Source organism: Parendozoicomonas haliclonae, from assembly GCF_900174585.1.
Taxonomy (GTDB): Bacteria; Pseudomonadota; Gammaproteobacteria; order Pseudomonadales; family Endozoicomonadaceae; genus Sansalvadorimonas; species Sansalvadorimonas haliclonae.
Genome location: NZ_FWPT01000006.1, coordinates 37,437 through 51,775 on the forward strand (window position 1 = coordinate 37,437; position 14,339 = coordinate 51,775).

Below are 14,339 nucleotides of genomic sequence, written 5' to 3' on the forward strand. Positions count from 1 at the left end.
CGGTAAGAGCCGTGCTTTTTAGGCAGCAACTTCTCTGGCACTGGTATTGGATTCTTCATCCAGATCTTTTTCAGTGTGAGCAACGATGGTGCTGACAGAGGTATCACCCACCACGTTTACCACTGTGCAGGCAGCATCCAGAATCCGGTCAACCGCGATGATGATGCCCAGTGCTTCCGCTGGCAGACCCAGAGTGTGCAGCAGAACACCGGTAGTCACAACCGCACCGCCTGGGATACCACCGGTGGCGATAGCCAGCAGGAAGGTGGTGAAGCCCAGAGTAACAAGCTCAGAACCGTTCAGGGTAATGCCGTAGGCGTTGGCAACGAACATGGTTGCAACGGCCATGTAGATGGCTGCGCCGGACATGTTCATGGTGGCGCCCAGAGGTACCGCAAAACCGGCAACCCGTGGAGAGACATTCAGTTTGTCAGTCAGGGTGCGCAGGGTCACAGGAATGGTCGCATTGGAGCTGGCAGTCGACAGAGCGAACATCACCTGCTCACGAATCTTCATGATGAATTCGATCGGGTTACGGCCAGTGGTCAGGCTGATAACCAGCGGGTAGAACACGAACAACCAGATCACCATCACTGCGAGGCTGGTACCGACATAGCCCATTACGCTCAGGATGCTGTCCATATCCAGAGTTGCGCCCAGCTTGGCGGTCAGGAAGAACACACCGTATGGCGCCAGAGACATGATCATGGTGATCAGCTTCATCATCACGCTGTTGGCAACGGCAAAAGCCTTGCTGGCAGAGTGAGTGTCGTGGTTTTCCAATTTCTTGATGGCAACACCGGTGATGATGGCCATAAACAGAATCTGCAGGATGTTGCCTTCAGCAAAAGCCTGGAACGGGTTGGTCGGGATAATGCCGACAACCATGGCCAGCAGGGAAGGTGGCTCTTTCACGTTAATGGTCATGCTGGCGTCGGCAAGACCCAGATCGGCACCCAGGCCCGGCTGAATGAGTGAGGCCAGACCGATCGCAGCTGCGATGGCGATAACGGTGTTAACCAGATAAAGACCGAAGGTCTTGAAGCCCAGGCGGCCAAACTGACCAATGTCTTCAAGTGTACAGACCGCATTCACGATGGATACAAAGATCAGTGGTACAACGACCAGTTTGATCATGGCTACAAACAAAGAACCACCGGTGCCGAAAATATTTTCGACCAGGATGGTCTGCATAAAGCCATCAGGTGCTGAAGAAACCTGAATTAATCCGCCAATGATGAGACCGCCAAACAGGGCGATCAAAATGCGAGAGGCAAGGTTACTACTCATGTGCTGTCTCCCGGGGCACCGATGTGCCGATTTATAAGTTTTCGTAGTACGGCACGCACTCTATATAACCTGTAGGTATTTCTCAACAGTCTGAAAAATAAGAATTTTTTCGATGATTCATCTAAAAAAAACGAAATTTCAAATTATATGACTGGTGTTTGTGGGTTGAAGTCAAAAATAAACTTAGGTGGATACTGGTTGAGCAATATGAAAGGTCTAAAGGAGATTTTTACTACGGATTATACGTATTTATTTTGATGGGGTTTTTGTGTGTGAAAATTTGTTCAAAGCCCTGCTTTTTAGCGGGGCTTTTGAATAAATCATGGTCGAATTTGTTTATTTATTTGCGAAATCGACCCAGCAGAAAATCCTTCAGCATGACCCAGTCACCGAGGAAACTATAGAGGGGATATTGAAAGGTTGCTGGTTTGTTTTTCTCGAAAATGAAGTGTCCGACCCAGGCAAACCCGTAACCAACGACTGGCAGGAGCCAGAGCAGTTTGTACTGTTCAGTAAACAGGGCGTAGCCCAGAAGAGTCAGAACCAGCGTGCTGCCAATGTAGTGCAGGGCGCGGCAAACCGGATTGCTGTGTTCTTCAAGGTAATACGGATAGAACTCGGCAAAGGATGAGAATGTCTTTTCCATACAGGCTTCCGTTTAGAATTTTTATTAGACGGTAGCTCCATTCTTGCTGAAAACCACCGGCGATGAAAGTACCAAACATTTACGGCGGATTGGCCGGTAAGTACAGGGGCCGACATCTACACTCACATCCGTCCTGTGATTCAACAAGGTGGGGTGATCAACCAATGGAACCAAAGCGGCGGAGCCGGTTTGCCGGATGGGTAGCAGCTGCATGTCTTTCAGCAGGTGCCGTTACCAGTGGAGTCTCTCTGGCTGAAACCGATGATCAGTACACATTAAGCAACAAGTGGGAGAGTGCACGTAAAAGACTTGGCCTGCTGGAGGATTTCTCCAACCCCTTCACCTTTGATGCACTGGAAAAGGCCAATATCCAGCCGGGTTGGCACTGTCTTGATGCTGGTGCTGGTTTAGGAGGGATTACCCGCTGGCTGGCCCATAAGGTGGGGCCGGACGGTTCCGTGGATGCATTGGATATGGAGCCGGGATTTTTGAAAGAGATTCCGGATAAGAATGTGTATGTGCTTGAGCAGAATCTGGTGAATGACGATCTGCCTGAAGCGACCTATGACTTTATCTTTGCCCGTGATGTTTTAATGCATATTCCCCAGCAGGAGCTGGTTATCAATAAGCTTGTAAAAGCTTTGAAGCCCGGTGGCTTTTTAATGACTGAAGATCTTGGCGTTTTGCGTAAAGGCATTGCCTTTCAGAAGCTGACCGATAATCAGGCCGTTAATGATCTTGGTGCGGAGCTGTTTGAAGCTATTCAGGAAGGTGGTCATATGTCGTTCAGGGCAACTTTCGACAGTCCGTTCTATTTCCGGGAGGCTGGACTGATTGATGTCGAAAGTAACGGCGCAGTTCCCTTGGCCAGAGGTGGTTCGATTGAAGGTGAGGTGACAGAGCTATCTCTTCAACAACTCAAGCCACTCTTTATGAAGAAGGGATATGACGAAAAGAATTATGACATCTACATGCAAAGCTTTATGAATGAGAAATCACTGTGGTGGGGCTTTATTCGCGTAACCACTACAGGTCGTAAACCTTCCTGAAGTTGTAACATGCCCTCAATCGGGCTGGCTGAATGTCAGCCCATATCCGGCACAAATCCCAAGCTGGGGCTATTCTCTAAATCCGGTTGCTTAATGACCTTATGCGTATGACATATAACTGTCGCGTAATGGTTCAGGGTATCCATGTTTTGTCGTCGAATATCTGCCATGAGGTTGACCATGAAGATCGACAAGAGAGACTGGCCTGTTCTGATTATCTCTGCCCAGTTTGATGCTCCCAATGATGAAGGTTTCCGGCTGCGGGAGCTGGTGGATAACCTTGAAGAGGTTCAGGATCTTACTGTTCAACCGTCGTACAGCTATGAAGATGGTCTGGAGATCTTCATGTCTCAGGCGGATCTTGGTGCAGTTATCGTTGATTGGGATCTCCCAGCTGAGGTTGCCGGTGAAGAGATGGACCCGGAAGACTTTGTGATTGCCGTACGTAGCCGCAACAAACATATCCCGATAATTCTGCTGACTGAGCGTCTGGCGGCGGCCAATATTCCCACCAAGGTCTTGGAAGTTATTGATGATGCGCTCTGGAAAACGTCCGACACCATTGATTTCCTGGCCGGGCGCATCGAAGTCTTTGCCTCCAAATATATAGAAGGCATCTACCCACCATTCTTTGGTGAATTGGTTGAGTACGCGCAGGAATATAAATATGCCTGGCATACACCGGGACATATGGGCGGGCAGGGTTTTCTGCATAGTCCGGCCGGTGTGGCGATGCACAAGTTCTATGGGGAAAACGTATTCCGGGCCGACCTATCCATCTCGGTGCCAGAGCTGGGTTCTCTGCTGGACCATACCGGTGTTGTACGGGACGCAGAGGATAATTCCGCCCATGTCTTTGGCGCAGACGACACTTATTACGTTCTGAACGGGACATCCAATGTTAACCAGATCATCTGGCGCAGCCAGCTGGTTGAAGATGAAATCGCCTTTGTGGATCGTAACTGCCACAAGTCCCTGAACTACGCGATGGTCATTACCAACGCATACCCTGTTTATATGGTGCCTCGCCGTAATAAACGGGGGACGATTGGCCCATGTCGTTTATCCGAGTTCTCCAAGGATCTTATCCAGAAGAAAATCAGCGATGATCCACTGATCCCGGATGACAAGAAGAGTCAGAAGGTCAAAATGTCAGCCCTGACCAACTCCACCTACGATGGTATCTGCTACAACGTGGTGACCATCAAGCAGGAGTTGGAGCAGAGTGTGGAAAACCTGCACTTTGATGAGGCTTGGTACGCTTATGCGCGCTTCCATCCTATTTATGAAAATCACTATGGGATGGCAGATAAAGACCGCACTGAAAAATACCCGCCCATCTTTGTTTCCCATTCGACCCATAAGCTGCTGACTGCTTTCTCACAGGCTTCCATGCTGCATATCCGAAGCGGCAGCGAGGTTTCCATCAATCGAGATGAGTTTAATGAGTCGTATATGATGCACGGCTCAACCTCTCCCCAGTACAGCATGATTGCTTCGCTGGATGTCGCCACCAAAATGATGGACGACAATGGCTATATCCTGCTGAACGACAACATTCTGGAAGCGATTCGCCTGCGTCAGAAAGTCACCCGTATTGCCCGAGAGAAGAAAGGGGAAGGCAGCTGGTTCTTTGAAATGTGGCAGCCACGCATCGTTGACTATAAAGGTGCCAAAACACCGTTTGAGGATGTACCGGAAGAGTATCTGGCGGAAAACCAGAGTGTGTGGGTATTTGACAGCAAGGATAACTGGCACGGCTTCGAGGATATGGAAGAAGACTACGCCATGCTTGATCCTATCAAGCTGACCTTCATGACTCCGGGGCTTGATGAACACGGCAATATGCAAGATGACGGTATTCCTGCATCCATTGTGACGGATTATCTGATCAATCATGGCATCGTCTGTGAGAAAACAGATTATTACTCCTTCCTGCTTTTGAATTCTCTGGGTACGACAAAAGCCAAGCAGTGTTCACTGCTGACCGCACTGCTGCATTTCAAAGAGCTCTATGATCGTAATGCTCGATTGGATGAAGCTTTGCCTGAACTGGCGAAAAGCTATCCGGAAACCTATCGCGGTGTCGGACTGCATGACCACTGTCGTGCTATCCATCAGTACTTCAAGGAACACAGCATCCTCGACAAGATGCAGGCTGCCTTCCAGATCATCCCTGATCCGGTCATGAAACCTTCCGATGCCTACCATGCTGTGGTGCGCAAGCAGGTCGAGTTTGTCGAGCTGGATGATGCTGTTGATCGTGTACCGGCGGTGATGGTAGTTCCTTATCCTCCCGGCATTCCGATCATGATGGGTGGGGAAGCTATGAATGATAAGGCACGGCCTATCTTTGAGTACCTTCAGACCCGTCAGAACTTTGAGAATGAGTTCCCTGGCTATTCCGGTGATATTCATGGTGTGGAACGGGATCAGCGGGATGGAAAGTCGTTTTTCCGCCTGATGTGCATCAAGAAGGATGCGGTCTGATGACGTAGGGAAGGCCGGATTGTTTTTTCCGGCCTTCATCTCTTGCGTGAACTGGTGACTAAATACCGTTATGAGTGAACCGTCATCCCCGGCAGCCGAGTCTGAAAGCCATCTGAGCCTGTTCACATTAACCATGATTAATGTGGCAGCTATTCTGGCTATGCATGCTTTGCCCAGTCTTGCCGAGTACGGTTGTGCGCTGGTGTTTTACCTCGGTGCGGCGGCTTTGGGCTTTTTTATCCCGGCAGCTTTGATCTCTGCAGAACTGGCGTCAGGGTGGGAAGGCGAAGGCGGTGTTTACCTCTGGGTGACGGAAGCCTTTGGTCCCAAATGGGGATTGGTGGCTATTTTTATGCAGTGGGTTGAGAACCTACCCTGGTTTGCCATGGTTCTTGCCTTTGCTGCTTCAGCGTTTGCCTATCTGTTTGATCCTGTACTGGCGACCAATAAGTGGTTTGTTGTCGCATTTATCTGGTTTGGGTTGGCGATATCCACCTTGGTGAACTTGAGAGGCCTGAAGTTCTCCGCCTTCCTCAGTACATCTGGTGTATTGATTGGCACCATTTTCCCCTGTCTTGTGATTATTGCTCTGGGGGCGGTTTACTGGTTAAGAGGTGAGCCGCTGGCTCTGCAGTTCTCAGTGCCGGCGATGCTGCCGGATCTGGAGAACCCTCAACAGCTGATGCTGCTGGCTGTGATGCTGGTGTCGTTTACGGGCATCGAAATGTCCGCTGTTCATGTGACGGAAGTTAAGGATGCCGGGAAAACCTATCCCCGGGCGATTTTTATCTCCTGTGGGTTGATTATTATCTTGTCGATGTTGGCCGCATTGTCGATTGCATTGGTTATACCGGCAGATGATGTCAGCCTGAGTGCCGGTGTTTATCAGGCTCTTGCCAAGTTCTTTGCCATCTTTGGCATGCCGATGATGGCCCCGATCATCACTTTTCTGGTGGCCTACGGTGCGATGGTGATGGTGATCACCTGGATGATTGGTCCGTCCAAAGGGATTCGTGAGGCGGCAACGGAGGGCTATCTTCCTGAACTCTGGCGCAAGAAGAACGAATTTGGAATACCCGTCCATGTGCTGGCACTTCAGGCAGTGGTCTCAGGCATTCTTTCCATTGCCATCCTGTTTATGCCTTCGGTCAGCAGTGCTTTTATGCTGATGAATGCACTGGCGGCGCAGCTGTACCTGATCATGTATCTGCTGATGTTCGCTGCCATTATCCGTTTGCGCTACACCCATCCTCATGTGAAAAGAAGTTATCAGGTTCCCGGAGGGAAGGTCGGTATCTGGCTGGTGGCCGGGATCGCTATTCTCTCCAGCTGTTTTGTGTTTATAACCGGCTTTATTCCAACAGGCTCACTGCGTGAAAGTGTGGCGGGCATTGTCGGTTATGTCGGTTTTCTGTTGGTGGGCTGTCTGGTGTTTACAGCCCTGCCTTTGTGGTATTTCCATCGTTCAGGGCAGAGGAGTACGCGCCATGTCCAGTGATGCAGCGAAAGATCGTACGTCGGCGAAAAAGCTTGGTCTGGTTGGGGCCACCTATTTGATTGTATCCAGCCTTGCCGGCAGCGGTGTGATTGCACTCCCCCAACAGCTGGCTTTTACCGGCTCTATTACTCTGGTGTCTTTTATTCTGGTGACGATAGGCGCCTTGTGTCTGACCATGGTGTATGTACGGGCCGGGGAACGGTTTGAAGACCCAAGCCCAACTGCACTGGCCTCGACTGTCAGTCCGATTATCGGAGCCAAATGCGGTTTCTTTTATGTGTATGGCAACCTGATATCCAATGTTTCGATATTGATTGCCGGGCTGGGTTATCTGGCCATGTTTATTCCGCAACTGAATGATCCGATTGTATTGGGGATAACCATTATTGCCCTGATCTGGCTGTTTGTCGGGATGTCGTTGCGAGGTGTGGGCATCATTTCTCAGGTGGTGTCGATCACGGTCACCTTCCTGCTGATCGCTGTTGTTCTGACCAGCGTTTTGGGTTGGGTTGATTTCAGTCCGGACCAGTTCGGCAAGAACTGGAATGTCTCAGGCAGCGGCCCGGCACCCGCGATCATGGCGGGCTTTGCGATTTTGATCTTTTCCTATGTTGGTGTTGAGAGTGTAGCGACCAATGCTGAACAGATTGAGAACCCCAAAAGGGTCGTGCCACTGGCTACGATTATTGGCTTTTTGATTGTGGCGGCTTTTTACATTCTCTCTACCACGGTGATTGAGGGGATGTTTACAGCCAAGGAGATTCAGGATGCTCCTGCTTCTTTTGCGCTCTCTATGGAGAAAATTTTTGGCTCCATGTATGTCGGACATATTGTTTCCCTGGTGATGTCCGTAGCCTGTATTGCCAGCTTTATGGTGTGGGGGCTGAACTCGGTGAGTGCTGCGAAAACCAGTGCTGATAAAGGCTTTCTGCCCAAGGCTTACACCTATACCAACAAATACGGTATCGCCAGCAAGGGGCTGGTTATCAACGGTGTGATCATGACAGTGGTTGAGCTGATTCTGATGATGCTGGGCAGCAATATTGCCGAGGCCTTTAATCTCTCAGTGACCATCTCGGTTCTGTTGTTGCTGTTCCCTTATTTCTGGTCTGGTATTGCGTTGATCAAGAAGGACTATCAGGAAGGCGTCAAATCGACAACCAACAAGGTTTATGTTGCTCTGTCGTCCATCTTTCTTATCTCAGCCTTTGCGTCAGGTAACTTCGATGAACTGATGATCGTTATCGGCCTGAATATGATCGTTCCAGGCGTCTATGCGATTTTGATTAATGTGAAATTCGTTACCCTGAGCGATGATTTGAAGCCAGGTGGTTCAACCTAGCCAAATAAAAAGCGTATATCTCCTGTGGAGGCAGCTGCTGCAAATCGTGCTACATTCGTCCGCTTCGCTCCCTATTGAACGGAGCATGCTTTGAGAAGGTTATCTCACGATGAGTGAAGTCAAGCTGACGGAATACAGCCATGGGGCCGGTTGTGGATGCAAAATTGCGCCACAGGTTCTGGACCAGATTCTGCAGAGTAATATCAGCCTGCCAGAGTTTCCCGGGCTGCTGGTAGGCAACAGCTCCAAGGATGATGCGGCTGTTTTTGATATGGGCAATGGGGAAGGTGTGATCAGTACCACCGACTTCTTTATGCCGATAGTGGACGATCCTTTTGATTTTGGCCGTATTGCGGCCACCAATGCCATCAGCGATATCTATGCCATGGGTGGCACGCCAATGATGGCGATTGCGATTCTTGGCTGGCCGGTCAACCTGCTGGGGCCTGAAGTGGCTCAGAAAGTAATTGATGGCGGACGCCAGGCCTGTCTGGAGGCCGGAATTCCTCTGGCGGGTGGTCACAGCATTGATGCGCCTGAACCGATCTTTGGTCTGGCGGTGACTGGCCGTGTGGCTCTGGAAAATATCAAGCAGAACAACACGGCTCAGGCTGGCGACAAGCTGTTCCTGACCAAGCCTCTGGGTATCGGCATTCTGACTACGGCTCAGAAAAAGAAAAAACTACAGCCTGAACATACCCACATTGCCCGCGATGCCATGTGCACGATGAACAAGCCTGGTGCTGTATTCGGCCAACTGCTGGGTGTGAACGCCATGACAGACGTAACCGGCTTTGGCTTTATGGGCCACTTGCTGGAAATCTGTGAAGGCAGTGGTGTCAGCGCCATTATCCATGAGCAGGCTATTCCGCTGCTGCCTGAAGTGGAGCATTACCGCGAACTGGGTTGTGTGCCTGGCGGTACTGATCGCAACTTCGCCAGCTATGGTCACAAGCTCCCAGAGCTGACCGAGCGCCAGAAGCAGGTTCTGTGCGACCCGCAAACCAGCGGTGGTCTTCTGGTCTGTGTGTCAGAAGAGGCAGAGCTGGAGTTTTTGAAACTTGCTGCTGAGCAGGGCCTTGATCTGGAGTGCGTTGGTTTCCTGAAACCGGCAAATCCAGACAGTGATTCCCTGATTACAGTTCTGTAAGGGCTGAATAAGCTGAATAAAAAAGACCCGCTTCAAATGCGGGTCTTTTTTGGGGGCATAACGAACTGTATCTGGTATCAGATAGGACGATTGCCGTAATTGGATTCTGGTTTCTTGGGAGGGTCTGCGACTACGTTAGAGGGAACTTCGTGGATTTTACCGCCGTTGGCGAGATATTCCTGAATCTGTATCTCCATGAGCTCACGAAGACGCTTTCTTGATTCAACGGTGCGCTCTTCCGGGCCTTCATCCTTACTACCCAAATAGGAGAAATCTGGTCCGTTCGAGTCGGCCTTTCTGGTGGGCTTTTTCCGTGCCATAGTCCAGTCCTCTTGTTTATTCGTAGTCTCCTCGAGCCTCTGATTTCTCAGGATTCGGGATCAACCACTCGTTTTATTATTCTTATTGTTAGCGCAGACTCCTTGTCGCGCATTTTCCATTTATAAATCCTTTTTCTGAATCTTGCCAATAAATTTTTACAAATTCTTTTCAATACCTATGCTGACAATCAACTAATTAATTTCGGTCAGTCATGGCGACTATTTAACAAAGCCTGCAAAAACCTTTAGTTATTCGAGAGTTGACCCTGCAGGGTTGCCACAATATGGCGATGCCCACCGTGTTCCCGGTGCTCTCCCAGCCAGATGCCTTGCCAGGTTCCCATAGCCAATCGACCGTTCCGAATCGGGATGGTAAGGCTGGCTCCCATCAGGCTGCTTTTGATATGAGCCGGCATATCATCCGGGCCTTCGTCCTTGTGGAGATAGTAAGGCTGATTCTCCGGTACCAGCTTGTTGATATGACGCTCCATATCTTCCCGAACCGATGGATCGGCATTTTCATTCAGTGTTAATGAGGCCGAGGTATGCTGGATAAAAAGATGCAGCAGGCCAACTTCACACTCTGATATTTCAGGCAGTTCATTGATTATCAGATGGGTTATCAGATGATATCCGCGCGGATGGGGAGAAAGCCGAATCAGTTTCTGGTGCCACATCATGAAGTGCCCGTGATGATGGAAGTGAATAGACAGAGTTTAAATTTAAATAACCGGGGTGCTAGTTTATTTTGGGAAGATTCAGTGAGCTGGCTAGCACTGATCTTCCCGATACTTTATTGGTTTGCTGGTTATATCGCTTTATATAAACGGCAACGCTCCAGCTTTACCGGCGGCAATGGCTCTTCCAGCATTGCGCCGATATTGAGGTAGGCCAGCTCACTCTGCACCTGTTGTCGGGTAGCATCATTAAGCTGATGGTAAGCCTGATGAACCCGCTGCCACATCCAATAGCCATAAGTCAGGTTCAGCCTTGTGGCTTCTTCACTACCAATCTTAAGGGTGGCTTTCCCTAGAACCCTGGGCAGTTTGGTCTGTTCCGGATTTTGCTGATGCCACTCTCTAACCGCTGACAGAGATTGCTGAAGGAGTGGGAGATGGGTATCCCGCCAGATTGCCATCAACGGTTGGATATTCTCCAGAACCGTTTGTGGCGGGAGTGTATCTCCTGAGTAACTCTGACCTTGCTTCTGCAGCGTATGAATCCAGTTCACAACATGCTGATAGGGCGTGAACAGATCATCAGGATCCGGATCACGATACAAGTGTGCGTAGAGGGGGCCGTAGAGAGAAAAGTCGGCGAGACACGGTGAGCTACCCATAATAAACGGCTGCGAACTCAGAAGTTGGTTTAGGGCAGAAAGTGTTTCGTGGGTATTCTGCTCGAGGGCTTTTTCCATATTCGGCTTAATGCCAAGAATAGGCAGATAGCCGGACATCTTGTTGCCAAATTGCTTCGCCACAAATGTCTGAATAAAACTCGGCCACCAGGGTAGGGCACTTTTTCCGAATTCACGCATGATAAACGGACGGTTGCCCGGATAGTTCCATCGGTAGTGCAGAGCCGCCATAGGCAGCCACTCATCAGCAAACATCTCCAGAATCAGTTCGATAATATGGAGTGAAGGTGAGTCTGAAAAAGCTTTTGGGTTGGGGTTTTGGGATTCCAGTGCGTCGATAATGACACTGCTGTCCTGCAGCGGCTGCTCATCCTGATACACCACAGGCATGATGATCTGGCCGGCATCCTTTTTAATTTTGCCATTCAGGGTAAAGGCGCTGGGTACAATTTCCCGGTAGGGAATATTTTTGAAGTCCAGATAAGCACGCACTTTGGCAGTGTAGGGGCTCACCTGCCAGCCGTATAACGAGAGAGGCTTGTCCATATTGTTGTACTGGTTATGTATGGAACAGACACCATAAGCCGGTATTGGGCAGGGGACAAGTGAACGGCTAGATATGAAAAAGGCCCGTTCTCTGCATTCAACAGGGAACGGGCCTTGGAGACAGTCAGAAAGAATTAGTCTTCCTGTTCCCACTTCAGAGCGCGGTCAACCGCACGCTGCCAGCCTTTGTACAGCTTCTCGCGCTTCTCTTCTTCCATGGAAGGCTCGAAGGCGCGATCTTCGGAGATCTTGTCGCGCAGCTGATCCAGATCTTTCCAGTAACCTACAGCCAGACCGGCCAGGTAGGCTGCACCGGCAGCTGTTGTCTCGATAACTTTCGGACGAACAACCTTGGAGCCCAGAATGTCAGACTGGAACTGCATCAGGAAGTTGTTGGCAACTGCACCGCCGTCTACGTTCAGTTGGTTCAGCTCCAGACCGGAATCCTTCTGCATTGCATCCAGAACATCGCGGGACTGATAAGCCAGAGCTTCCAGAGTGGCGCGGACGATGTGGTTACGGTTAGCGCCGCGGGTTAGACCTACGATGGTGCCGCGAGCGTAAGCATCCCAGTAAGGTGCGCCCATGCCAACGAAGGCAGGAACCACGTAAACACCGTTGGTGTCGTCAACCTTGCTGGCGAAGTATTCGGAGTCAGCCGCATCACGGATCAAACCTAGCTCATCACGCAGCCACTGGATGCTGGCGCCGGCTACGAATACGGAACCTTCCAGAGCGTAGTTCACCTTGCCGTTCAGACCGTAGGCAATGGTGGTTACCAGACCGTTGGTGGACTTAACCGGCTCTTCACCCGTGTTCATCAGCAGGAAGCAGCCAGTACCGTAGGTGTTCTTGGCCATGCCCTTTTCCAGAGCCAGCTGGCCGAACAGAGCCGCCTGCTGGTCACCGGCGATACCGGCGATAGGCACCAGACTGGTGCCAACCTTGGCTTCACCATAAACCTCGGAGCTGGATTTCACTTCTGGCAGCATGCTGGCAGGAATATTCAGCGCCTTCAGCATCTTTTCGTCCCACTGCAGGGTCTTGATGTTGAACAGCATGGTACGGGAAGCGTTGGTCACGTCAGTCACGTGAGTGGCACCACGGGTCAGCTTCCAGGTCAGCCAGGTGTCGATAGTACCGAATAGCAGTTCGCCGTTTTCGGCCTTCTCACGGGCACCTTCCACGTGGTCCAGAATCCAGGCCACCTTGGTGCCGGAGAAGTAAGCGTCAACTACCAGACCGGTGTTTTCACGCACATAGTCTTCCAGACCATCACGCTTCAGTTGTTCGCAGATACCGGCGGTACGGCGGCACTGCCAGACGATGGCATTGTATACAGGCTTGCCGGTGTTCTTATCCCAGACGACAGTGGTCTCACGCTGGTTGGTGATACCAATCGCCGCGATCTGGGAAGGGTTGATGCCGGTCTTTTCCAGAACTTCAGTCAGAACACCACGTTGGGTTGCCCAGATCTCGATGGCATCGTGCTCAACCCAGCCAGCCTGTGGATAGTGCTGGGTGAATTCCTGCTGGGCAACGCCAACAATTTCACCGCTGTGGTTGAAGATAATGGCACGGCTGCTGGTGGTTCCCTGGTCGAGGGCAACAATGTATTTGTGTTCAGTAGTCATATTCAGATCATCCTGTATCTTTGATAAACAGTATCAGCGATGAAAAAAAGAATCAGGCTGTTTTGCTTTCGCGGGTATCCACTTCACAGCCAGGGGCACCGCATGCTGTTGCATCCAGCTTTTGCTCAGGGGCGCGGGTGTCAATTTCGCAACCAGGCGCACCACAAGACAGTTCTTTCAGATCCAGTTGCTTTTCGATGCAGCGGGTGTAGATAAACGCACCCAGGCTGGCACCAACGATTGGGCCAAGGATCGGTACCCAGAAGTAAGGGTTTTCACGTCCACCGGTCATGGCCAGAGAACCCCAGTCTGCCACCAGGGCGAACAATTTTGGACCAAAGTCACGGGCAGGGTTCATGGCAAAGCCAGTCAGAGGACCGAAAGAACAGCCAATGACAGCGATCAGCAGACCGATCAGTAGGGCGCTCATTGCACCTTTAGGGGCACCGTTACGGTTGTCACCCAGAGCCAGAATACAGCCCATCAGCAGCGCGGTAATAAATACTTCAATCAGGAAGGCGTGGCCATTGCTCAAAACAGCCATCGGGTAAGTAGAGAAGATGCCGGCAGTGGCCAGGGTTGCACCATTGGCAGCGTGGAATTCGGCAAACAGCGGCTGGTACATGGTGTAAACCAGCAGGGCACCAGTAAATGCGCCAGCGACTTGAGAAACAATGAACGGAACAATTTTGGCTTTTTCAAAGCCCTTGAAGATGCTGAGTGCAATGGTCACTGCCGGGTTCAGGTGTGCACCGGATACACCACCAGAGACGTAAATAGCAATGCTGACACCCAGACCCCAGACAACACTGATCTCCCATTGGCCAAATGAAGCGCCGGCCAGAACGAGAGCGGAAACAACCCCCGCACCAAAGATAATAATCAGGGCTGTACCGATAAACTCGGCCAGGCACTCACCAGCAAGTGTGCTTCTGTTCATGTATTAATTCCTGGAGTTAACGGAATAAAACAATAATTAACAAACCGTGCTGATTATTCGGATTGTTTGATTTTGTT

General features: G+C 50.6%; 12 protein-coding genes. 5 read left to right on the forward strand and 7 right to left on the reverse strand.

Annotation, left to right across the window (positions count from 1 at the left end; genetic code table 11):
* Window positions 1-18 precede the first annotated feature (18 nt).
* On the reverse strand, window positions 19-1,290 hold the full coding sequence (locus EHSB41UT_RS13475; RefSeq protein WP_087110695.1) for a dicarboxylate/amino acid:cation symporter: 1,272 nt from the start codon (window positions 1,288-1,290) through the stop codon (window positions 19-21).
* Window positions 1,291-1,630: 340 nt separating this feature from the next.
* On the reverse strand, window positions 1,631-1,936 hold the full coding sequence (locus EHSB41UT_RS13480; protein ID WP_087110696.1) for an Mpo1-like protein: 306 nt from the start codon (window positions 1,934-1,936) through the stop codon (window positions 1,631-1,633).
* A 164-nt stretch (window positions 1,937-2,100) separates the two neighbouring features.
* Here EHSB41UT_RS13480 and EHSB41UT_RS13485 point away from each other — a divergent pair, with 164 nt between their 5' ends.
* From EHSB41UT_RS13485 to selD, 5 genes are all read left to right on the forward strand, one after another.
* On the forward strand, window positions 2,101-2,985 hold the full coding sequence (locus tag EHSB41UT_RS13485; protein ID WP_165767261.1) for a class I SAM-dependent methyltransferase: 885 nt from the start codon (window positions 2,101-2,103) through the stop codon (window positions 2,983-2,985).
* Window positions 2,986-3,165: 180 nt separating this feature from the next.
* Entirely contained in the window at window positions 3,166-5,475 is a 2,310-nt protein-coding gene (locus EHSB41UT_RS13490; RefSeq protein ID WP_087111222.1) for an Orn/Lys/Arg family decarboxylase, read from the forward strand.
* Between the two features lie 70 nt (window positions 5,476-5,545).
* Entirely contained in the window at window positions 5,546-6,973 is a 1,428-nt protein-coding gene (locus EHSB41UT_RS13495) for an APC family permease (RefSeq protein ID WP_087110700.1), read from the forward strand.
* A complete protein-coding gene (locus tag EHSB41UT_RS13500; RefSeq protein ID WP_087110702.1) occupies window positions 6,963-8,315 on the forward strand; it encodes an amino acid permease in 1,353 nt (450 codons plus the stop codon). Before EHSB41UT_RS13495 ends, EHSB41UT_RS13500 begins: the two co-directional genes overlap by 11 nt.
* A gap of 109 nt (window positions 8,316-8,424) precedes the next feature.
* Window positions 8,425-9,465, forward strand: a complete 1,041-nt coding sequence (selD, locus tag EHSB41UT_RS13505) for a selenide, water dikinase SelD (RefSeq protein ID WP_087110704.1) — start codon at window positions 8,425-8,427, stop codon at window positions 9,463-9,465.
* Window positions 9,466-9,542: 77 nt separating this feature from the next.
* On the opposite strand, the gene EHSB41UT_RS13510 is transcribed toward selD, so the two are convergent.
* From EHSB41UT_RS13510 to EHSB41UT_RS13530, 5 genes are all read right to left on the reverse strand, one after another.
* On the reverse strand, window positions 9,543-9,785 hold the full coding sequence (locus EHSB41UT_RS13510) for a hypothetical protein (protein ID WP_087110706.1): 243 nt from the start codon (window positions 9,783-9,785) through the stop codon (window positions 9,543-9,545).
* Between the two features lie 245 nt (window positions 9,786-10,030).
* Complete coding sequence (locus tag EHSB41UT_RS13515) at window positions 10,031-10,462, reverse strand: secondary thiamine-phosphate synthase enzyme YjbQ (RefSeq protein WP_087111224.1); 432 nt, start codon at window positions 10,460-10,462, stop codon at window positions 10,031-10,033.
* A gap of 131 nt (window positions 10,463-10,593) precedes the next feature.
* Window positions 10,594-11,688, reverse strand: a complete 1,095-nt coding sequence (locus tag EHSB41UT_RS13520) for a glutathione S-transferase family protein (RefSeq protein WP_087110708.1) — start codon at window positions 11,686-11,688, stop codon at window positions 10,594-10,596.
* Window positions 11,689-11,822: 134 nt separating this feature from the next.
* Entirely contained in the window at window positions 11,823-13,322 is a 1,500-nt protein-coding gene (glpK, locus tag EHSB41UT_RS13525) for a glycerol kinase GlpK (protein ID WP_087110710.1), read from the reverse strand.
* Window positions 13,323-13,374: 52 nt separating this feature from the next.
* Window positions 13,375-14,262, reverse strand: a complete 888-nt coding sequence (locus tag EHSB41UT_RS13530; RefSeq protein ID WP_087110712.1) for an MIP/aquaporin family protein — start codon at window positions 14,260-14,262, stop codon at window positions 13,375-13,377.
* Window positions 14,263-14,339 lie beyond the last annotated feature (77 nt).